Annotated in this window: 23 protein-coding genes; 8 read left to right on the top strand and 15 right to left on the bottom strand. The window is 71.5% G+C overall.

Annotation, left to right across the window (positions count from 1 at the left end):
* The 3 genes from E2651_RS27300 to E2651_RS27290 form a co-directional block, all read left to right on the top strand.
* Positions 1–211 (top strand): DUF2293 domain-containing protein (locus tag E2651_RS27300; RefSeq protein ID WP_135333885.1); only part of this gene is annotated, 211 nt, incomplete at its 5' end.
* 200 nt (positions 212–411) lie between these two features.
* Complete coding sequence (locus E2651_RS27295; RefSeq protein ID WP_135333884.1) at positions 412–891, top strand: anthrone oxygenase family protein; 480 nt, start codon at positions 412–414, stop codon at positions 889–891.
* A 70-nt stretch (positions 892–961) separates the two neighbouring features.
* Positions 962–2,452, top strand: coding sequence for a glutamate synthase subunit beta (locus E2651_RS27290; RefSeq protein ID WP_135333883.1), 1,491 nt, complete (start codon positions 962–964; stop codon positions 2,450–2,452).
* A 128-nt stretch (positions 2,453–2,580) separates the two neighbouring features.
* On the opposite strand, the gene E2651_RS27285 is transcribed toward E2651_RS27290, so the two are convergent.
* Both E2651_RS27285 and E2651_RS27280 read right to left on the bottom strand, forming a co-directional pair.
* Positions 2,581–2,796 carry a DUF397 domain-containing protein gene (locus E2651_RS27285; RefSeq protein ID WP_245239264.1) on the bottom strand — a complete coding sequence of 72 codons (216 nt, stop codon included), beginning with the start codon at positions 2,794–2,796 and terminating at the stop codon, positions 2,581–2,583.
* 93 nt (positions 2,797–2,889) lie between these two features.
* A complete protein-coding gene (locus tag E2651_RS27280; protein ID WP_135333881.1) occupies positions 2,890–3,750 on the bottom strand; it encodes a helix-turn-helix transcriptional regulator in 861 nt (286 codons plus the stop codon).
* A gap of 147 nt (positions 3,751–3,897) precedes the next feature.
* On the opposite strand from E2651_RS27280, the gene E2651_RS45500 reads away from it, so the two are divergent.
* Both E2651_RS45500 and E2651_RS27270 read left to right on the top strand, forming a co-directional pair.
* Positions 3,898–4,377, top strand: coding sequence for an ATP-binding protein (locus tag E2651_RS45500; RefSeq protein WP_135333880.1), 480 nt, complete (start codon positions 3,898–3,900; stop codon positions 4,375–4,377).
* A gap of 156 nt (positions 4,378–4,533) precedes the next feature.
* Positions 4,534–4,989 (top strand): hypothetical protein, encoded by a 456-nt coding sequence (locus E2651_RS27270; protein WP_135333879.1) that lies wholly within the window; start codon positions 4,534–4,536, stop codon positions 4,987–4,989.
* 99 nt (positions 4,990–5,088) lie between these two features.
* Here the strand turns inward: E2651_RS27270 and E2651_RS27265 are convergent, their stop codons facing one another.
* The 10 genes from E2651_RS27265 to E2651_RS27225 all read right to left on the bottom strand — a co-directional run bounded on the left by E2651_RS27265 (position 5,089) and on the right by E2651_RS27225 (position 13,640).
* The gene (locus tag E2651_RS27265) at positions 5,089–6,204 is read right to left on the bottom strand and encodes an acetoin dehydrogenase dihydrolipoyllysine-residue acetyltransferase subunit (RefSeq protein WP_135333878.1); all 1,116 of its coding nucleotides are present in this window, start codon (positions 6,202–6,204) and stop codon (positions 5,089–5,091) included.
* 14 nt (positions 6,205–6,218) lie between these two features.
* Positions 6,219–7,232 (bottom strand): alpha-ketoacid dehydrogenase subunit beta, encoded by a 1,014-nt coding sequence (locus E2651_RS27260; protein WP_135333877.1) that lies wholly within the window; start codon positions 7,230–7,232, stop codon positions 6,219–6,221.
* A 42-nt stretch (positions 7,233–7,274) separates the two neighbouring features.
* On the bottom strand, positions 7,275–8,279 hold the full coding sequence (locus E2651_RS27255) for a thiamine pyrophosphate-dependent dehydrogenase E1 component subunit alpha (RefSeq protein WP_280922809.1): 1,005 nt from the start codon (positions 8,277–8,279) through the stop codon (positions 7,275–7,277).
* Between the two features lie 131 nt (positions 8,280–8,410).
* Positions 8,411–8,893, bottom strand: coding sequence for a hypothetical protein (locus tag E2651_RS27250; RefSeq protein WP_135333876.1), 483 nt, complete (start codon positions 8,891–8,893; stop codon positions 8,411–8,413).
* Positions 8,894–8,977: 84 nt separating this feature from the next.
* Positions 8,978–9,286, bottom strand: a complete 309-nt coding sequence (locus E2651_RS44735) for a hypothetical protein (protein ID WP_209446255.1) — start codon at positions 9,284–9,286, stop codon at positions 8,978–8,980.
* Positions 9,283–9,546 carry a hypothetical protein gene (locus E2651_RS44730; RefSeq protein ID WP_209446254.1) on the bottom strand — a complete coding sequence of 88 codons (264 nt, stop codon included), beginning with the start codon at positions 9,544–9,546 and terminating at the stop codon, positions 9,283–9,285. Before E2651_RS44730 ends, E2651_RS44735 begins: the two co-directional genes overlap by 4 nt.
* A 171-nt stretch (positions 9,547–9,717) precedes the next feature.
* Positions 9,718–9,897, bottom strand: coding sequence for a hypothetical protein (locus tag E2651_RS27240; RefSeq protein WP_135333887.1), 180 nt, complete (start codon positions 9,895–9,897; stop codon positions 9,718–9,720).
* A gap of 190 nt (positions 9,898–10,087) precedes the next feature.
* A complete protein-coding gene (locus tag E2651_RS27235) occupies positions 10,088–10,777 on the bottom strand; it encodes a DUF899 domain-containing protein (protein ID WP_135333875.1) in 690 nt (229 codons plus the stop codon).
* Between the two features lie 211 nt (positions 10,778–10,988).
* The gene (locus tag E2651_RS27230; RefSeq protein ID WP_135333874.1) at positions 10,989–12,188 is read right to left on the bottom strand and encodes a cytochrome P450; all 1,200 of its coding nucleotides are present in this window, start codon (positions 12,186–12,188) and stop codon (positions 10,989–10,991) included.
* A gap of 51 nt (positions 12,189–12,239) precedes the next feature.
* The gene (locus tag E2651_RS27225) at positions 12,240–13,640 is read right to left on the bottom strand and encodes an amidohydrolase (RefSeq protein WP_135333873.1); all 1,401 of its coding nucleotides are present in this window, start codon (positions 13,638–13,640) and stop codon (positions 12,240–12,242) included.
* A 105-nt stretch (positions 13,641–13,745) separates the two neighbouring features.
* Between E2651_RS27225 and E2651_RS27220 the strand changes: the two genes are divergently transcribed.
* On the top strand, positions 13,746–14,705 hold the full coding sequence (locus E2651_RS27220; RefSeq protein ID WP_135333872.1) for an endonuclease/exonuclease/phosphatase family protein: 960 nt from the start codon (positions 13,746–13,748) through the stop codon (positions 14,703–14,705).
* A gap of 40 nt (positions 14,706–14,745) precedes the next feature.
* Here E2651_RS27220 and E2651_RS27215 read toward each other — a convergent pair whose 3' ends face one another.
* Complete coding sequence (locus E2651_RS27215; protein ID WP_135333871.1) at positions 14,746–15,180, bottom strand: nuclear transport factor 2 family protein; 435 nt, start codon at positions 15,178–15,180, stop codon at positions 14,746–14,748.
* A 104-nt stretch (positions 15,181–15,284) separates the two neighbouring features.
* Here E2651_RS27215 and E2651_RS27210 point away from each other — a divergent pair, with 104 nt between their 5' ends.
* A complete protein-coding gene (locus E2651_RS27210; protein WP_135333870.1) occupies positions 15,285–15,779 on the top strand; it encodes a helix-turn-helix domain-containing protein in 495 nt (164 codons plus the stop codon).
* An 84-nt stretch (positions 15,780–15,863) separates the two neighbouring features.
* On the opposite strand, the gene E2651_RS27205 is transcribed toward E2651_RS27210, so the two are convergent.
* A complete protein-coding gene (locus tag E2651_RS27205) occupies positions 15,864–16,928 on the bottom strand; it encodes a phosphatidylinositol-specific phospholipase C domain-containing protein (protein WP_245239260.1) in 1,065 nt (354 codons plus the stop codon).
* A gap of 238 nt (positions 16,929–17,166) precedes the next feature.
* On the opposite strand from E2651_RS27205, the gene E2651_RS27200 reads away from it, so the two are divergent.
* Entirely contained in the window at positions 17,167–17,661 is a 495-nt protein-coding gene (locus E2651_RS27200; protein ID WP_135333869.1) for a DUF3574 domain-containing protein, read from the top strand.
* A gap of 33 nt (positions 17,662–17,694) precedes the next feature.
* Here the strand turns inward: E2651_RS27200 and E2651_RS27195 are convergent.
* On the bottom strand, positions 17,695–19,288 hold a 1,594-nt coding region (locus E2651_RS27195), incomplete at its 5' end, for an FUSC family protein (RefSeq protein ID WP_135333868.1).

Genomic DNA, 19,288 nt, shown 5'->3' with positions numbered 1-19,288 from the left:
GGAGGGGCGCAGTGCCGCGGGCCGCGCGTTGTCCGCCGGGGCGGTCACCGCGGCCGTGGTGGCCGCCGTGCGGCATACGGAAACTCCGTACGACCGGCTGCTGATGAGCGGGGTGCCGCGGGGGGAGGCACGGCGCCGGATCGCCGCCGCGGTCGAGGCCACGCTGAGCGCGTGGCGCACCGCCCCTTCCGGCCGGGCAGCCTCCGCTTGACCGGCGGTCGGCTGCCGTCGCGGATTCGAGCCGCCGCTCGCCCCGCAGCGACACCGTAAGACGTCCGCGCATGCGATCGCGCGCCCCGCGCATGGCGGACCCCGGCCCCAGGGAATTGACTTGTGGTGGGCGACCCCGCCATGCAGACTCACGGCTCGCTCACCCACCGCCCGGCCGCCCTACCCGACACGGGAGTTGTCATGATCGAGGGACCGTACTTCGTACTCGTGTTGCTGGGCGCGCTCGCCGGCGGCCTGGTGGCCGGAGCGTTCATCGCGTTCTCGACCTTCGTGATGAAGGGACTCGCCGCGCTGCCCCCGGCGCAAGGCATCGCCGCGATGCAGTCGATCAACGTCACCGCGGTCGGACCGGCGTTCATGGCCGTGTTCATGGGCGCCGCCGGCCTCAGCGCGGTCGTCGCCGTCGTCACGTTCGTGCTCTGGCCCGACGAGGGCACCGTGGAGATCCTGCTCGGCAGCGCGCTGTATCTGTTCGGCTCGTTCGGGGTGACCGTCGCCGCGAACGTCCCCCGCAACGACGCCCTGGCCAAGCTCGACCCGCAGTCCCCGCAGAGCGCGGAACAGTGGCATACGTACGTCAGCGAGTGGACCAGGTGGAACCACATCCGGGTCGGCGCCTCGCTCGCCTCGGCGGCGTCCTTCACCCTGGCCCTGACCTGACCGAGTGCCGGGGCGGCCGAGCCGACGTATGGTGGCTGAAAGCCTGGATGAGCACGCGAGGGAGACGGCCATGGCCGACCCCAAGGGCTTCCTCACCACCCCCCGCCAGGAATGGCCGCGCCGCCCCGTGGGCGAGCGGGTCGGTGACTGGGACGAGGTGTACGTCCCCGGCGCGCTGCTGCCCATCATCGAGCGGCAGGCCGACCGCTGCATGGACTGCGGCATACCGTTCTGCCACGACGCCTGCCCGCTGGGCAATCTGATCCCCGAGTGGAACGACCTCGTCTCGCGCGCCGACTGGCGGGCCGCCGCCGAGCGGCTGCACGCCACGAACAACTTCCCCGAGTTCACCGGCCGCCTGTGCCCCGCGCCCTGCGAGACGGGCTGCGTCCTGGCGATCAACCAGCCCGCGGTGACCATCAAGAACGTGGAGGCGGCGATAGCCGACCGCTCGTGGGCGGAAGGGCTCAATCCGCCGCGGGCCCCGGACCGGCACTCCGGCCGGACCGTCGCCGTCGTCGGCTCGGGCCCGGCCGGTCTCGCCGCCGCGCAGCAGCTGACGCGCGCCGGGCACACCGTCGCCGTGTACGAGCGTGACGACCGCGCGGGCGGGCTCCTGCGGTACGGGATCCCCGCGTTCAAGATGGAGAAGCACCACGTGGAGCGGCGGCTCGCCCAGATGCGGGCCGAGGGCACGGTCTTCCGTACGTCGACGGAGGTGGGGCGGGACATCGGCGGGGCGGAGCTGCGGGCCCGGCACGACGCGGTGGTCCTCGCGGTCGGCGCCACCGCCTGGCGGGAACTGGACGTGCCGGGGCGGGAGTTGACGGGGATCCACCAGGCCATGCAGTACCTGCCGCTCGCCAACCGAGTCCGCGAGGGCGACTTGCTCCGCTCCCCGCTGTCCGCGGCCGGCCGGCACGTCGTCATCGTCGGCGGCGGGGACACCGGAGCCGACTGCCTGGGCACGGCCGTGCGCGAACGGGCCGCGTCCGTCACGCAGTTGGACATCTACGCACGGCCGGGCGAGGCGCGCGACGACCTCGCCGAGCCCTGGCCGACGTACCCGAAGGTCTACCGGCTCTCCGCCGCACACGAGGAGGCGGGAGAGCTGGGCACCGCACCGGCGGCGGACGCCGACGCGCGCCTCTTCGCCGCGTCCACCCTGCGCTTCACCGGCGACGCGACGGGGCGGGTACGCGCCCTGCACCTGGCCGAGGTGGACGCGGACCGCCGCCCACGCCCCGGCACCACCCGCGCGCTCCCCGCCGACCTGGTGCTTCTCGCGCTCGGCTTCTCGGGGCCCGAGCGGGCGGACGGCGGCCTGCTCGACCAGCTCGGCGTACACGTCGAGGAGCGCGGCACCCTCGCGCGCGACGCGGGCTTCGCGACCAATGTGCCGGGGATCTTCGCGGCCGGCGACGCGGCCCGCGGCCAGTCGCTCGTCGTCTGGGCCATCGCCGAGGGCCGCGCGACCGCTGCCGCGGTGGACCGGTGGCTGACCGGCTCGACGCATCTCACGGCACCGATCGGACCGCACGACCGCCCGATGACGGCCTGAACCTCGAATCGCCTTCCGCCGGCCGGAACAGATCGCAACCCAGCACTGCGGTGCGGGGTCGGGCGTACGGGGACGATGGCGGCCGCGTATCTCGTGCGGACCGGAGAAGGGCCTGACGGCCCTGGCGGTCACGACAGGAGAAAGTCGGCTTCCCCTGACTTGGCCCCCTGGATGAACGCCGTGATCTCGCCATGGGTGTAGATCAGCGCCGGGCCGTCCGGATCGGCGGACTGGCGGACCGCGACCCTGCCGTCGTCCAGCTTCATGGCCTCGAGGCAGTTGCCGCCGTTGCCGCCGCTCCACGGCTTGTGCCAGCCCTCGTTGCCGAGGTCACGGGCGGGCATGCCGTTGTATATCCGGGAGTCGCCCCGGGACTCGGGGCGGGACCCGGCTCCGGGCTTGGACCCGGGTCGCGTACCGGCTCGGTGTCGATCCATTCACAGCTCCTTGCGGACATCCCGGAGGATCTCCTTTGTGCGATGTGCCGTCGCGGCCTGCGCCGCCATGCGGTCCATGACCTCCAGGTGGGTCGCCACCTCGTTGCGCGCGTCCAGATAGACGGCGCCGGTCAGGTACTCGCTGTAGACCATGTCCGGCAGCTCCGGCATGGCGAACCGGAACAGCACGAACGGGCCGTACGTGCCGGGATGCGGGCCCGCCGCGAACGACGCGATCTGCAGCGTCACATGAGGCAGTTCGACGGCTTCGAGCAGCTTGTCGATCTGCTCGCGCATCACCTCGGGACCGCCCACGGGTCTGCGCAGCGCGGTCTCGTCCATCACGACCCACAGGCGCGGCGCGTCCTCGCGGGAGAGCAGCGACTGACGCTCCATCCGCAGGGCCACATACCGCTCGATCTCCTCGGGACGGGTCTGGCCGACCGCCCCTGAGCGCATCACGCCACGGGCGTACTCCTCCGTCTGGAGCAGTCCGGGCACGAAGTGCGGTTCGTAGGAACGGATGAGGCTGGCCGCGCCCTCCAGGCTGACGTACATGCTGAACCAGCCCGGCAGGATGTCGTGGAACCGCTGCCACCAGCCCGGCTTGTTCGCCTCCTCGGCGAGCATCACGAAGCCCTCGGCCTCTTCGTCCGCCACGCCATAGGACTTCAGGAGGAGTTGGAGGTACGGGATCTTCAGCGCGACCTCGGCCAGCTCCATGCGGCGGACCGTGGCCGGGGCGACGCGCAGGATCCGTGCGGCCTCCTCGCGTTTGAGGCCGGCGCGCTCACGCAGGTCCTGCAGGCGACGACCGAGAACGACCTGTCCGACGGTCGGCGCGGACCGCGGTTCGCTCACGTCCCTACCTCCACGTACTCCACGTAACTCCAACTCACTCCGCACCTGGAGCCGTTGCGAGCAGTGTGCCATGCGCCGTCTTGAAGGAACACGCCACTGTGCACTTTTCAGAGTGGGTCTTGCCAAGGTGTTCCCGGCGGGGCGATAGTGGATGGCGTGACTCCGCCCGCGCCGTTACATGCCGCAGCCGCCGAAGCCCGTGTTGGCGATCCCGCCGACGCATGGTTCGAGGGTGGCGCCGAGCTCTGTGTCAGCTTCGCGCTCGCACCACGCCCGGGGTCTGCCGCGCAGGCCAGACGGCTCGCGCGCACCCAGCTCGTGGGCTGGGACATCGGCGAGGACGCGCGCGATGCCGCCGCCCTCGTCGTCTCCGAACTGGTCACCAACGCGATCGTGCACACCGCGAGCCACCGGATCATCTGCGAACTCTGTACGAGCCCGGGGACGCTGCGCATAGCGGTACGTGACGAGGGTTGGGGGTCAGGTGCCCCACGTCCCGCCCATCGAGGCCCCGACGACGAGCACGGGAGGGGATTGCTCCTCGTCGAGGCGGTCAGCAGGGAGTGGGGAGTACGGGACGGGGGGCCCGGCGTGGGCTGCACGGTGTGGGCGGAGCTTCGGGCGTGAGCCGGGTACGGCGTGTGATGTGAACCGGGGTGCGATGTGAACCGGGGTGCGATGTGAGCCGGTGTGCGATGTGAGCCGGTGTGCGATGTGAGCCGGTGTTCGGCTAGGGCGTGAGGACGACGGCGTGGGCGTGACGACGATGCGGGCGGGGAGCGTGTGAACGCGGTGACAGTGCGGCGGCCGTTGGACCTGGACACGCTGGTCCGCTTCGGGCGGGGGCGGCCGGCCGGTGCCGCCGTTCCGCCGTCCGCCCGGCTCGCCGTTCCCGAGGGGATGTCGCAGCCGTTGGGGTGTGATGCCGTGGCGGTGCCCGCGGGGGTCGGGCCCCGGTTGATGGCGCGGTTGCCTCGGGTGGGGTGTGTGTACGAGGACGATGACGGGGCGCGGTGGTGGTGGATCGTGCCGGCGGACTCCGATGTCGCCCTTGAGTGGCCTTTTCCCGCGTACTACGCCGCGGGCGCGGTTGTGCCCGGCGCGCGCCGGTCCCCCTCCCTGATCCACTGCCCGACCGTGGCGGGCGGTGTCCCTTACACTCCGCCGATTCCGCTGTACCTGGCGTTGTGCAGGGTGACGGGGACTACGCCGGGGTGGGCGCGGGCGGTGCGGGCTTAGGTTCCGGCGGTTCGTTTCCCCAACCCGCCCCGCAAATGGCTCGGCAGATCACCGGCTCCGCCGAGTTCGTCCTCAAACGCCGGACGGGCTGGACGCTCCTCAGCCGGCCACCGCCCGTTCCACCGCCGCAACCACCTCCCCCGGCGCCTCCATCTGCGCGAGGTGTCCCACCCCGTCGACCACGTGGACCGCCGCCCTGCCCTCCAGTGACGCCGCGTTGGACGCGGGGATCACCCTGTCCTCGCGGCCCCACACCGCCACCACCCGCAGCGACGCCGGCAGCAGGTGCCGCACGTCGAGGGCCGGTGCGTCGTCCTCGTCGAGCAGCGTGGTCAGGAGCGTGCGCAGGGCGGCGTCCACGCCGTCCAGGCGTTTGTACTTGAGCAGGTCGTCCACCAACTGCCGTGTGACGAGCCCCTCGTCGGCGAACAGCTTTCCCAAGTGGGGGCGGAGCTCGCGCCGCGTAACGGCCTCCGCGAAGCCCCGCAGGTAGGACGCGTCCACCTCCGGGCCGTACCCGGCGGGGGCGATCAGCGTCAGCGAGCGCACCCGGTCCGGGACCCGCGCCGCGACCGCCGTCGCGACCGCGCCGCCCAGCGAGTGCCCCACCAGATGCGCCCGCTCGATGCCGAGCGCGTCCAGGAAACCCGCCACCACGTCCGTCAGCGCGTCCAGGCCGCCCGCGCCGACGTCCTTGCCCGACTCCCCGTGCCCCGGCAGGTCGAGCGCGTACACCGTGTGCCGCGCCGCGAGGGGCTCCTGCACGAAGAGCCAGGAGTTCTTGTCGCCGCCGTAGCCGTGGACCAGCACGATCTCCTCGGGGCCCGCGCCCGACGTCGCGTACGCGAGAGCCCGTCCCGCCACCTCCGCCAGGCCGCTGACCGGGCTGCCCTCGTCCTCCGCGGGCAGCCCGCGCGCCAGCTGCTCGCGCGCCTCGGCGGCCACCCGCTCGATCTCGTCCTCCGGGACCTCCGCGGGCGCGATGACCGCGATCACGCACCCGACGGGCGCCTCGCCGCCCGCCTCCGCGACGATCCGCCGCAGTACGCCGGCGGACGGGGCCTCGAGCGTGCCCGCGATCTTGTCGGTGTCGATCTCCGCCAGATCGTCTCCCTCCACGACCTCGTCGCCCTCCCGGGCGATCCACTCGGTGATCTTCCCGGTCTTCATGGACAGGCCCCACTTGGGCATGGTGACCCGTTCGACGAGCGACATCCCCTGCGTCCCCTTCACGGCTTCCAGTCCACGGCCGACTTGACCGCCGCGACGACCCGCCCCGCGTCCGGCATGTACAGGTCCTCGAGCGCCGGGCTGAACGGCACCGGCGTATGCGGTGGCGTCACCGCACCGATCGGCGCGCGCAGCGCCCCGAACTCCTCGCGGGCCACGAGCGCCGCGATGTCGGCGGCCATCCCGCAGCGCGGTGACGCCTCGTCCACCACGACCAGGCGCCCGGTCCGCGCGACGCTCTCGAGGATCGTGCCGGCGTCCAGCGGGCTCGTCGTGCGCGGGTCGATCACTTCGCAGTCCACCCCCGACGCGGCCAGTTCCGCCGCCGCGTCGGAGGCGACGGACACCATGCGGCCCAGGGCGACCACCGTCACGTCCTCGCCCTCGCGCACGATGCCCGCCTCGCCGAAGGGGATCGTGTAGCTCTCGGCGGGGACCTCGCCGACCACGTCGTACATGGCCTTGTGCTCGCAGAAGATCACCGGGTCGTCGTCCCTGATCGCCTGGATCATCAGCCCTTTCGCCTCGTACGGAGAGGAGGGGAGGACGACCTTCAGGCCCGGCACCGCCGTGAACGCGGGGTACATGGCCTGCGAGTGCTGGGCCGCCGCCCGCAGTCCTGCCCCGTACATCGCACGGATGACGACAGGCGTGACGGCCTTGCCGCCGAACATGTAGCGGAACTTCGCCGCCTGGTTGAAGATCTGGTCGAAGCACACGCCCATGAAGTCGATGAACATGAGCTCGGCGACCGGCCGCAGGCCGCGTGTCGCCGCGCCGATCGCCGCGCCGATGAACGCCGACTCGGAGATGGGTGTGTCGAGGACCCGCCCGGGGAAGCGCGGGTGCAGTCCCTTCGTCACGCCCAACACCCCGCCCCAGGCGTCGGATTCGCCGGGTGCCCCCGCGCCGCCCGCGTTGTCCTCGCCCATGACGATGACGGAGGGATCGCGCTCCATCTCCTGCGCCAGCGCTTCGTTCAGCGCCTCGCGATAGCTGATGCTGCGTGCCACGGTCGACTCCCCTCAGAAGTACGAGATTCAGAGGTACGAGATTCAGAGGTACGAGATGTAGACGTCGGTCTCCAGATCCGCGCCGGTCGGCAGGGGTGCCGCCCGCGCCTCCGAGACGGCCTCGTCGATCAGCCGGGCCACTTGCGCGTCGATCGCGTCGAGCTGGGCGTCCGCCAAAGTTCCCGCCACCTGCTGCCGGAACCGCTTGACGCAGTCGAGTTCGGCTCGGGCGTGCCGCACCTCGTCGGCCCGGTACTTCTGCTGGTCGCCCTCGAAATGGCCGTAGTAGCGGGTGAGTCGGACCTCGATGAGGGTGGGGCCGCCGCCCGCACGCGCCCGGTCGATCGCCGCGCCCGCCGCCTCGTGCACCGCGAAGAAGTCGAAGCCGTCGACGCTCACGCCGGGCATGCCGAAGGCCGCCGCGCGGGCCGCGATGGAGCCGCCGCCCACCGACCACTCGGCCGAAGTGGCCTCCGCGTAACCGTTGTTCTCCGCTACGAAGACGGCGGGCAGCTGCCAGACCGATGCGAGGTTGAGGGACTCGAGGGTGGTGCCCTGGTTGCTGCCGCCGTCACCGAAGAAGGCCACACCGACGCCGCCGTCCCCGCGCACCTTCGCGGCGAGCGCGGCACCGCAGATGAGGGGCGGCCCGCCGCCGACGATGCCGTTGGCTCCGAGCATGCCCTTGGAGAGGTCGGCGATGTGCATGGAGCCGCCCTTGCCGTGGCACGCCCCGGTGGTACGTCCGTAGATCTCGGCCATCATCGACTTCACGTCGACATGCTTGGCGATGCAGTGGCCATGGCCCCGGTGGGTGGACGCGATGACGTCGCGGCCGTCGTCGAGATGTGCGCACACCCCGGTCGCGGACGCCTCCTCACCCGCGTACAGATGGACGAAGCCGGGGATGTCGCCGGTCGCGAACTCCTCGTGGAGCCGCTCCTCGAAGTCCCGGATCGTGCGCATGGTGCGGTACGCGTCGAGCAACGCCGGTCCGTCGAGGCCGTGTTCGCGCGGGGCCCGGGGTGTCCGGAGAGTGTCGGTCACGGAGTAACTCCTTTGCCGGTGCGGGTGCGGAGTTTCGTGCACGACGTATGGCACAGCGGTCCGGGCGTTCCGGCAACAGTTGCCCGGGGTTGCAAGTTCGGCGCGATCGCCGCGCCGAGTCGGTTAGCCGCTCAGTCGGAGAGACGGTCGGTCGGGACGCCGGAGTGTGCCGCTGTGAGCGTCGGCGTGACCACGACCTCCAGGTGGTCCGAGCGCCAGACGGACAGCCCCCACGCCGCCGGGAGTTGGAGGCTGAACAGGGCGAAGATGCCGGTCACGAACGCACTGCCGGCCGGCGCCTCGTCCCCTGTCGCCCAGGCCGTGAGCCCTCCGCACACCAGCAGGACGGCCATGTAGAGGAGGCCGTCGGTCACCATCACGCGCCAGCGCGGAAGCGGCTGCAGGAATCGGCGGGCGACGGTCAGGGCCAGGACGGCGACGGCCGGGAAGACGAGCTCCCAGGGGTCCGCGGCCCGGGTGGCACTCCAGTCGTCGTACCCGTCGAAAGCGGCGACGGCGGCGACGGCGGCGAGTTCGACGACCACGCCGATCAGCCAGGACAGGACAGTGACGATGAGCGCGTACGAGAAAGCGCCGCGCCAAGTCACAGTCACGTCAACCCCCTTCGAGCAGGGCCCCGGTCGGCGCCCTGCTCCTGGATCACTGTCCCACCGGCATTCCGACCGAAGGGGAGCGGATCAGTAGCGACCGCTGTTACCGATGGTGCCGCGCTCGCACATCGGCTGGGAGAGGCAGAGCAGGCTGCTCATCTTCGACCGGTGGACGACCTTGGTGGTGTGCTTGCGTCCGTAGTGGCCGTAGACGTTCAGCTCGTGGTTGGGAGCCTTGCGGTACTTGCCGGAGGCGTAGAAGTCACCGTTGCGGGCCAGGCGCATGTCGAAGGTGACACCGATCCCGGCCCGGCGCGGGCCGGACGAGGGGCAGAACGGGTCCGTGGCCTCGACCGTGCCGCGCACGGCGCGGGTCTTGCCGTTGAACCTGGTCATCGTGCGGAAGTCGACGGCCAGGAAAGGTCGACGAACTTGGAGGAGGCCGCCCAGCCGGCCCGCTCGGCCTTGTTCGGCGAGGAGGCCAGGGTGGTGTCGGCGAGCACCCGCTGCTTGCCGACGGCCAGGATCTGGGTGTCGGTGGCGGTTCCGACGTAGCTCTTCACGGTCCTGACGCCGACGCTGTTCGCACTCCGTGCGGTCTTCGAGGCGCCGAACTTCCCGCTGTCGGCGTCGAGGACGAAGGCGGCGGCGTCCACCTGGGCGACGGTGGCGGAGAGAGAAGTGGTTGGGCGAAATTGTCCCTGGGGGCATAGTCCGAAAGGGACCCTCCCCAAAGGGCAGCCGTGATCCCGGGGGCAGCCACCCCTGATCACGATCCAGGGGGGCCGCCACTCCTGATCACGATCCAGGGGGGCCGCCACTCCTGATCACGCGGCGGCCGCAACCTCCGTATCGCGCACGATCACCAGGAAGGCGTCGGACGCGAGGTCCATGACGACCTCCGCCTGCTGCCCCTCCATGCGCCGGGCCCGCGCGAACTCCTCCGCGGGCCACGATCCGCGCGGCCCACCGGCCGGAAAGCGTTCCAGTACCACTCGAGCATTCATCATCGTCTTCCCGCTCCCCCGTCGGCAGTCCAGCAAAGGACTCTCATGGAGTAGAACGCACCAGGGGGCGGCAAGGACTCACAACGTGACGGACCTGACACCGAGTTGTGTCAGTCCCTCAGTCCTTCCCTCAGTCCTTCCCACAGTCCTTCCCACAGTCCTTCCCACAGTCCTTCCGTCACTCCTCCCCTCAGTCCTCGTACTCGTCGTGGTACCGTACCAGGCTGCTGCCGGCGGGGGCGCCGAGCGAGGACGAGCGTCCCTTCGGCTCCTCCCACTCCTCCTGCCGGCCCAGGGCGGTGAGGTCGAGGAGACTCGAGTAGGAGCCCACCCAGTCGGTGCCTCGGTCGTACGTCGAGTACGTGTGGAAGACACGGTCGCCGTCGCGCAGGAAGCAGCTGAGGCCAGGCGCTTCGGCGGCCTTGCCGTTCTCGTCGACGGTGGCGTGGAAGTCGCGGTTGAAGTCGTCGCCGTTCGACGAGTACCAGGGCACCGTCCAGCCCATCCGCGCCTTGAAGGGCAGGATCTTGGTGAACGGGGCGCGGGAGATGGCGACGAAGTTGGTGCCGCGGGCCCGCAGATGGGCGAGGTGCCCGATCTGGTCGAGGAACGCCGAGCAGCTGGGGCATCCCGCGTCCCACTCCGGGGCGAACATGAAGTGGTAGACGATGAGTTGGGCGTGGCCGTCGAAGAGGTCGAACAGCGTCGCCTTGCCGTCGGAACCGTCGAACAGATACTCCTTCTCGATCTCCACCATGGGGAGCCTGCGCCGCTCGGCGTTGAGCGCGTCACGCGCCCGGGTCTCGGCCTTCTCCTTGGCGAGCAGTTCCGCGCGCGCGGCGAGCCACTCCTCGCGCGTGACGATGTCGGGAAGTCCCATGGTCCCTCAGTCCCTCCTGCGGATCCGCGCCTCGGATCCGTGCTCCTGCGAGGGGTGACCCGCGGACTCACCGGAACTCATCGGTCCCGGCGAAGAAACTTTGAGATTTTCTGTTACGCCTGGTCAGCGGCGCGGAAGTCCGGCCAGCGGCGCGGAAGTCCGGCCAGCGGCGCGGAAGTCTGGTCAGCGGACCGGAAGTTCAGCCATTGCCTCAGAAAGTCACCGGCAGCGTGAGCAGCCCGCGGGCCCGGATCGAGGGACGCCACCGCAGCTCCTCCTCCGGTATGCCGAGGGAGAGTCGGGGGAAGCGTTCGATGAGGGCGCCGAGCGCGATGGCCGTCTCCAGGCGGGCCAGGGGCGCGCCGACGCAGTGGTGGATGCCGTGGCCGAGGGCGAGGTGACCCGTGGCGTCGCGGGCGATGTCGAGGCGGTCGGCGCCGGGGAAGCGGCGCGGGTCGCGGTTGGCGGCGGACAGGGAGACCAGCACGGTCTCGCCCGCCGGGACGGTGACCCCGCCGATGGTGACGTCCTCGAGCGGGAAGCGGCGGATGCCGAGCGCCATGGGGCCGTCGTAGCGGTGGAACTCCTCGACGGCTGCCGGGAGTCGGGCGGGCTCCTTGCGGAGGGCGGCGAGCTGCTCGGGGTGCCGGAGCAGGGCCAGGGTCGCGTTGCCGATGAGCTGGACGGTGTTCTCGTATCCGGCGAAGAGGATCAGGAACGCGAGCGACATCAGCTCGTCCTCGGTGAGGCGATCCCCCTGCTCGCTCTCGTCGCGTACGGCGATGAGGTCGGACAGCAGATCGTCGGCGGGGTTCTCCCGCTTCTCGGCCAGCAGTCGGGTGAAGAAGCCGAGCATCGCGACGACGGCCTCCTTGGCGGCCCCCGGTCGTGCCGGATCGGGCGCGACCAGAGCGTCGGTCCAGGCCCGGAAGTCCAGCCGGCTGCCGTCCGGCACCCCGAGGAGGTCGCAGATGACGGTGATCGGGAGCGGTGCGGCATAGGCGGCGACGAGATCGGCGCGGCCCAACGGCTCGACGGCGTCGAGGAGTTCATCGGCGGTACGACGGATCGGTGCGCGCAGACTTTCCACGCGACGCGAGGTGAAGGCCTTGACGACCAGGCGGCGGATGCGGGTGTGGTCCGGCGGGTCCATGTTGAGCATGTTCGCGTCCAGCGCGGGCGGTAGCCCGAGTCCCCGGTAACTCCCGGGCAGGGCATGGCTCTTGTCGAGCGAGAGGCGGGGGTCGGCGAGCGCCGCGCGCACGTCGTCGTACCGCGTGACCAGCCAGGCCGGGCTGCCGTCGGGTCCTGCGGCGCGGTGCACGGGGGCGGTGTCACGCAGCCGCGCGTACACGGCGTACGGGTCGTCGATGAGGCCGTCGGCGGGGTCCGGGTGCGGGGCGTGTGACATGCCCTCCACCCTAGGCAGCCGCCCGCCGATGCCTGCCTTCGGGGCCCGCCGTCAGCCCTCGTAGTCCTGGATCCGCTTGCCGTGGCTCCGGTCGATCAGGGAGGGCAGCTCGGCGTTCAACTCCCTTACGATCTCGGGCACATCGAGGGTCAGCAGCCGCCCGTCGCGCATCAGGACCCGCCCGTCGACGATCGTCGTACGGACGTCCGCGGAGCGCGCGCTGTGCACGAGCGTGGCCGCGAGGTCGTGCACCGGCTGGGTGTGCGGTCCGGTGAGGTCGACGAGGACGATGTCGGCGCGGCGCCCCGGCGCGAGGCTGCCGATCTGTTCACCGAGTCCGACGGCCCGCGCGCTCTGCAGCGTTGCGTGGTCCAGCGCCTGACGTGCCGTCAGCCAGGCCGGGTCGCGTTCCGTGGACTTCTGGACGAGCGCGGTGAGCGCCATGGACTCCCACACGTCGAGGGAGTTGTTCGACGCGGCACCGTCCGTGGCGAGGCCGACGGGGATGCCGATCTCGCGCAAGGCCCGTACGGGCGTGGTGTCCCAGCCGAACTTGAGGTAGCCGCGCGGCGCGGACGCGACGGCGACGCGTCCTGTGGCCTGCCGCAGCACAGGCAGGTCGCGGTCGAGGATGCCGGTGCCGTGCGCGATGAGGACGTCCACGTCGAGGAGTCCGGCGCGGTGCAGCACCTCGATGGGGGTGCGGCCGTGCCGGGCCAGGCTGTTGTCGGTCTGCTCGGCGTTCTCCGCGGCGTGCAGATGGACCAACAAGCCGTGTTCACGGGCTAGTTCGGCGGTCGCGGCGAGGTCGGCGTCGTCGACGGTGTACGGCGCGTGCGGGGCGAGCGAGGTGGTGATGCGGCCGTCGGCGGCGCCGCGCTTCCGCAGCGCGAACTCCAGGGAGGCGGCGCGGCCGTCGGGCCCCTGCGAGGAGAAGAAGGCCGCTCCGAGGTTGGCGCGCAGGCCGCTGTCCGCCACGGCGTCGGCGACGGCGTCCATCGAAAAGTAGTGGTCGGCGAAGCAGGTCACCCCGCCCCGGATCATCTCGGCGCAGGCGAGCCGCGCGCCGAGCGCGACGACACGTTCGGTCAGATTGGACTCGATGGGCCAGATCCAGTCGTTGAACCACTCGTGGGCCGGCAGATCCTCGGCGAGGCCGCGCAGGGCCACCATCGGGGTGTGCGTATGGCAGTTGATCAGGCCGGGCAGGGCGGCCTGGCCGCGGGCGTCGACGCGCTCGGCGGCCGCGAGGTCCGCCACGGCGCGGGTCGTGGTGACACGGTCGATGCGGCCGCCGCGTACGACGATGGCGGCGTCGCGGAGGAAGCGGACTTCACCGGTGGCGGTACCGGTCGTATCACCGAAGGCGTTACCGGCGGCATCGTCGTGGACGAGGGCCGTGCAGCCCGTGATGACCAGGTCGGCGGGGCCGTGCGCGGGAGGCGGCGTCATCTCTTCAAGGTACGGGGAGTGCGCATCCCGTGCCCTGTCGCGTCGCCGGTTTCGCGAGCACGCTGACGTCAACCGACGATCCCACGCGAACAGTTGGAGCCCGTCATGCTCCTAGGCACCTGGAACCTGGAGAACCTGTACCGGCCCGGCGGCAGGTTCGGGCCCAAGGACAAGGCCGCGTACGAGGCGAAGCTGGCCTCGCTCGCGGCGACGATCAGGGCCCTGCGGCCCAGCGTCCTGGGCGTACAGGAGGTCGGCGACCCCGAAGCCCTGCGGGATCTGGCCGGGATGCTGGGCGAGCGCTGGACCGTGACGCTCTCCGAACACGCGGACGACCGGGGCATCCGGGTCGGCTTCCTCAGCGATCTGCCGGTGTCCGTCGTCGCCGACGAGGACTGCTTCCCCGGGCCGATGCGCCCGGTGCAGGTCGACGACTCGGGCAGGCCGGTGGCGCGGGCGGGGCGCGGGGTCCTCGCGGTGACGGTGTCGACGCGCGCCTTCTTCTTCGACGCGGCCGTCTGCCATCTGAAGTCCAAGCTCCTGTCGTATCCCGGCGGCCGGTTCAAGGCCGAGGACGAGGGCGAGCGGGCCCGCTTCGGCGCGTACGCCCTGTTCCGGCGCACGGCGGAGGCGACCGTGGTGCGCGCCCTCGCCGACCGCCTGCTGCACGGCGACGGCCGCGAGCACCAGGTCGTGGTGCTCGGCGACCTCAACGACGAGGTGACGGCGGCGACGACGCAGATCCTGCTCGGCCCGCCCGGCTCGGAGATCGGCACGCCGGGCTTCGACAGGCCGGACAAGGGCGACGCGCACCGGCTGTGGAACGTGGCCCCGCTCATCCCGGCCGAACAGCGCTACTCCCGCATCCACGCCGGGCGCCGCGAGCTCATCGACCACGTCCTCGTGAGCAAGAGCCTGCTCGACCTCGTCACGACGGCGGGCACCGGAGTGCCGGGTGCCGCCGCGACCGCGCTTCCCTCGATCGGCGACGACGAGGACCCGGCGGCGCGCAGGGACGCGGCGGGCTCGGACCACGCGCCGGTCTGGATACGGATCGAGCGCTGAGCGGCAGCGGTTTACGTGCCGGAAGCTGAGCGGCAGCGGTTTACGTGCCGGAAGTGGCCAACTCCTGGCGCTGCCATGCCCTTTCGAGCCGCGCCGTGTCCTCGAGCACCGTGTCCTCGACCATCCGCCCCCAGCGGATCCTGACCCACTGGATGCCCTCGTTCTCGTACCGGCTGCCGTCCGCGAGGGTCGCGTCGATACGCAGCCGGACGACGACGGTGGTGTTCCAGGGCCAGCCCTTGACGACGACGTCGGTGAGGGTGAGGCGCATGCCGGGGAAGCGCCGGTTGGCCTGCTCGAACCAGTCGGCGAAGGCTTCAGGGCCGCGCAGTTCGGCGCCGAGGACGCTGTCGCCGATGAAGCGGAACCGCAGGTCGGGTGCGGCCATGGCGACGGCCGGGTGGTAGTTGCCGCTGCCGTCGCCGGTGACGCGCCAGAGGGCTCGGACTTTGCTGCGGACGATGGCGTGGTACATCGGGACCTCCGCTGGATCGCTCAGTGACTTGCAATTCGCAAGTGACCATCGATGGTCACCCTAGGCTGGTCCCTTGCAAAGCACAAGCGAGTACCGTGGCCCCCATGAAGGGTGAACGTTTCGCACGCATGCACTGCTCGGTGGCCCGCGCCGCGGCCGTCATGGCAGACCAGTGGACGGTCCTGATCCTGCGCGACCTGTTCCTCGGCCTGAACCGCTACGAGGATCTGCGCGCCGACCTGGGCATCGCGACGAACATCCTGGCGGACCGCCTGGAGCACCTCACGGCGGAAGGCGTGGTGGAGCGCACCGCCTACCAGGAGCGTCCGGTGCGCCACGAGTACGTACTGACGGATTCGGGCCGGGATCTGTACGGCGCTGTGCTCACCCTGCTGACCTGGGGCGACCGCCACCGCTCCGAGGGACGCCCGCCCCTGATCCCGGTGCACGACACCTGCGGCCGACCGGCCGACCCGCGGGTGACGTGCGGCCACTGCGGCGAGGAGCTGACGCCGGAGACGGTGACGCACACGCCGGGTCCGGGCGGCCGGACGGCACCCGGTACGGCGCTTGTGCACACCGTGCTGGACACGGCCTAGCCGCTTTTGCCGCTCTAGGCGCTCTAGGCGCTCTAGGCGCTCTAGGCGCTCTAGGCGCTCTAGGCGCTCTAGCCTCTCTGCCGCTCAGCCGCGCGGGAGCACCGTAGAGAGCACACCCGGCAGCGGATACCAGTCGGACGAGACGATGCTGGCGTGGCCGCGCGCGAGCAGCGCGACCCGCTCCCTGGCCTGCGTCTCGGTCGGGTTGACGGAGTCGATGGCCGGGGCGACGTTGTGGGCGTCGGACATGACGACGAGATAGCGCCGGTCGGCGTACCACCGCGTGTCGATGCTCCCGCCCGCGTACGCGGAGGCGTCCCCGTCGAACAGCACGAACCAGGGCCTGATCGCCGCGTCCTCGTACCGCGCGCGCGGATCGCCCGCCTCCGCGCCGAGCACGGCGGGGAACGCCGCGGCCTCGCCGATGCGCCCCGCGCCGGCCAGGTCACGCAGATGGCCCGCGTACTCGCGGTCGGTCCACAGGGTGTCCGCCGGGTTGCCCTGCTCGACGGTGCCGGGGATGAGCTCGACGACGAACTTCCCTGCCAGCGCGCTCCGTTGGGGCCAGCCGTCACTTCGTACGGCATCGTCGAGGGTGGCGTGGCCGCCGACGAGCTCGCCGGGGCGGTAGACGGCGTCGCCGAGCTTGCTCGTGAGCAGGGCATCGATATCGGCGGGCCCGCGCCCGTTCTTCGCCTGGAAACCGTCCTTCAGCTCGACCTTCACCAGGATCGGCCGGTGTCCGGGGTGGGCGTCGTGCCAGCTCCTCATGTCCGCGAGGCAGCCGGCGAGGCTCTGGTTGCGTGCCTTGGTGCGCAGTTCGGCCGGGCTCGCGGCGTTCTCGCAGTTGTTGTCGTTGCCGACCGGGTTGCTGTGCGAGACCCGCCAGCCGCTGCCGAACACATTGGTCCATACGTCGAGTTCGAGCATCCCCGCACCGGAGTCGAGCGCGTCGGCGAAGTAGGGGTACTTCGCCTTCTCGTACGCGTTGTGGACGCCGACGCCGGTGGTGGACGAGTACGGCGAGCCGGGCGCCGGATCGTCGGCGGCGCGGGCGGTGCCGTCCGCGGTGCCGGTGGCGCCGAACGCGAGGGCGCCCGCCGCCGCGACCGCCATCGCGAGTCCCGCGCCTCTCACCCGTGTCGCCATACCCACCGTCCTCCGCCGACGCTCCGGTCAAATACGTCAAGTCAAGTACATCAAGTACCCGGAAACGTAAGGGAGTTGAGTGTCCGCTGGGAAGACGTCGGATTGCCGGGAGGGGAGAGATATTCGGCCGTGGTGTCGGCGGGTACGGGCGGGGAGCGTCACGCTTCCGCTACTGTCTGCCACCGTCATTGATCTACGACTCGCTGCATACGACTCCGCTGAAAGGGATCACGCCGCCATGCCGCTCACCCTCTCCCGTATCTCCCGCACCCGTCTCGCGGTGACCGCCGCGGCGACCGCGGTCCTCGCGGTCGGCGCCCCGGCGGCGTACGCGTCGCTGGACGGATCCGACACACACACCCGGACGGCGACGACGGCCAGCACGGCGACGGTGGCCCGCGGCGACGCCTACACCGAGACCCGGCTCTTCTTCGGCACGGAACGCCCCGACGGCGGCCCCGCCGTGACCGACGAGCAGTTCATGGCGTTCATCGACGACGAGGTGACGCCGTCGTTCCCCGACGGTCTGACCGTGCAGGACGGCCGCGGCCAGTGGCGCGACTCGAACGGCAAGATCGAGCGGGAGCGTTCGTACGAGCTGATCCTGCTGTATCCGACGACCGAGGCGCGCAAGCGTGATCGCCAGATCGAGGAGATCCGCTCGGACTACGAGAAGCAGTACGCGCAGGATTCGGTGGCTCGCCTCGACGACCGGACCCGCGTGGACTTCTGAGGGCGGGGGCGGCCGTCTCTGGGAGGCCGCGTTTCAGGCCACGGACTCGATCGCGGTCCCGGGCTTGAATTCGAGCTCGGGCCCGAGCCCGAGCCCGAGCCCGAGCCCGAACCCGAACCCGAGCCCGAACCCGAACCCGAGCTCGAGCTCGGCGAGCAGCTCGCCGATCCGCTCCTCGTGCCGCTTCGACAGACGCCCGGTGTCGTCGACGTGCACCGCGCAGGCGGTCGTGGTGTCGACGAGGCGTTCCAGGGTGGCCGCCACCTTCTCCGAGCCGGCGGAGTGCCGTGCCAGGGCGGGGAGTTCGGCGGCCGCCAGGTCGATCGCGGCGCGGGCCTCGCCCAGAGTCCGGTAGGCCGCGCGCCGCAGTGCCCAGCGGTCGGCACGGTCACGGGCGCCCACACCTTGTTCCACACCACCCAGAACATGCCGCAGATACGCGTGCGCCGACTCGCGGGCGGTGGCGAGCCGGGCCTGTACCCGGCCGCCGCGCCGCACAGGCCACGGCAGATGCCCGACGAGCAGGACGATCCCGCAGGCGAGCAGCGTCTCCCCGATCCGCCCCCAGGAGGCCTGCGGCTCGCCGCCCACCATGACGAGCGCGAGCACGAGCACCGTCACGACGGCGGTCTGCGCGGCGAAGTGCCGGGTGGCGACGGGAATCAGGGCACCGCACACCGCGACCACGGCGACGAGCCCGGCGGGCTCAGGAAGCAGGGCGGCGAGCCCCGCGAAGAGGACAGCGCCAAGAACCGTACCGAGCGCGCGGCACAGCACGCGCGAGGCCAACGGCCCCAGATCGGGCTTGACGAGGAAGACGGCGGTGGCGGGCAACCAGTACCAGTGCACATGGTGCAGACCCTGCGCGACGGCGGCGCTCACCCCGAAGCAGAGCGCGACGCGCACGCCGTACTCACGCCCGCCGGGACCGACCGCAGTGCGCAGTACGTCGACGGGGCCGCGCCCCGTTGCACGCGGCGGCTCGGCGGTACCCCTGTCGAAGGCGTCGGCGGCGTGCAGCAGGGCGTCGTCGAGGGCGCGGAGCCCGGCGTCGGAGCGGGCGGGCGCGGGCAGCGGACCACAGGGGAGGCCGTCACGGAGGGCGGCCGCGAGGCGCCGCACCCCCTCCCCCGTGCGCGCGGGCAGCGGCCGACCGGCCCAGGCGAGCGCGGTCGCTGCCTCGCCGAGCGGCAGCGCGGCGAGGTACTGCGCGTGGATCCGCCGCTCGGCGGCTCGACGCGACCTTCGCAGCCAGGGTCTCGAGAGCACGTCCTGCGCCTGGTCGAGAGCGGCGGTGAGGGCGACGCGGCGGGCGGGCGCGTGCGGGGTTCCGGCGGCGGCGAGGAGCGCGGCGACGGCGTCGTACACGGCGGCGACGGCGCCACGCTCCCTCCCCCTCCCCGGCGAGGGCAGCACGAGCCGCAGCACGATGAGCCACCCGGCCCCGGCGAGAAAGAACACCGCCCGCTGCCACCCGGGTTCGGGCAGCGGCATACCGGCCCCGATGGCGGCGCCAACGAGCAACTGCGTACCGCAGGCGGACGCGACGGGCCCCACGGCACTGAAGGCACCGGCGAAAAGCCCGAGCCCTCCGAAGAGGACGGCCAACAACCACCCCCCACCAGCC

This window comes from Streptomyces sp. MZ04 (genome assembly GCF_004684775.1).
GTDB lineage: Bacteria > Actinomycetota > Actinomycetes > Streptomycetales > Streptomycetaceae > Streptomyces.
The sequence above is the reverse complement of the archived record's forward strand: the minus strand, read 5'-3'. Positions and strand labels throughout refer to the sequence as shown.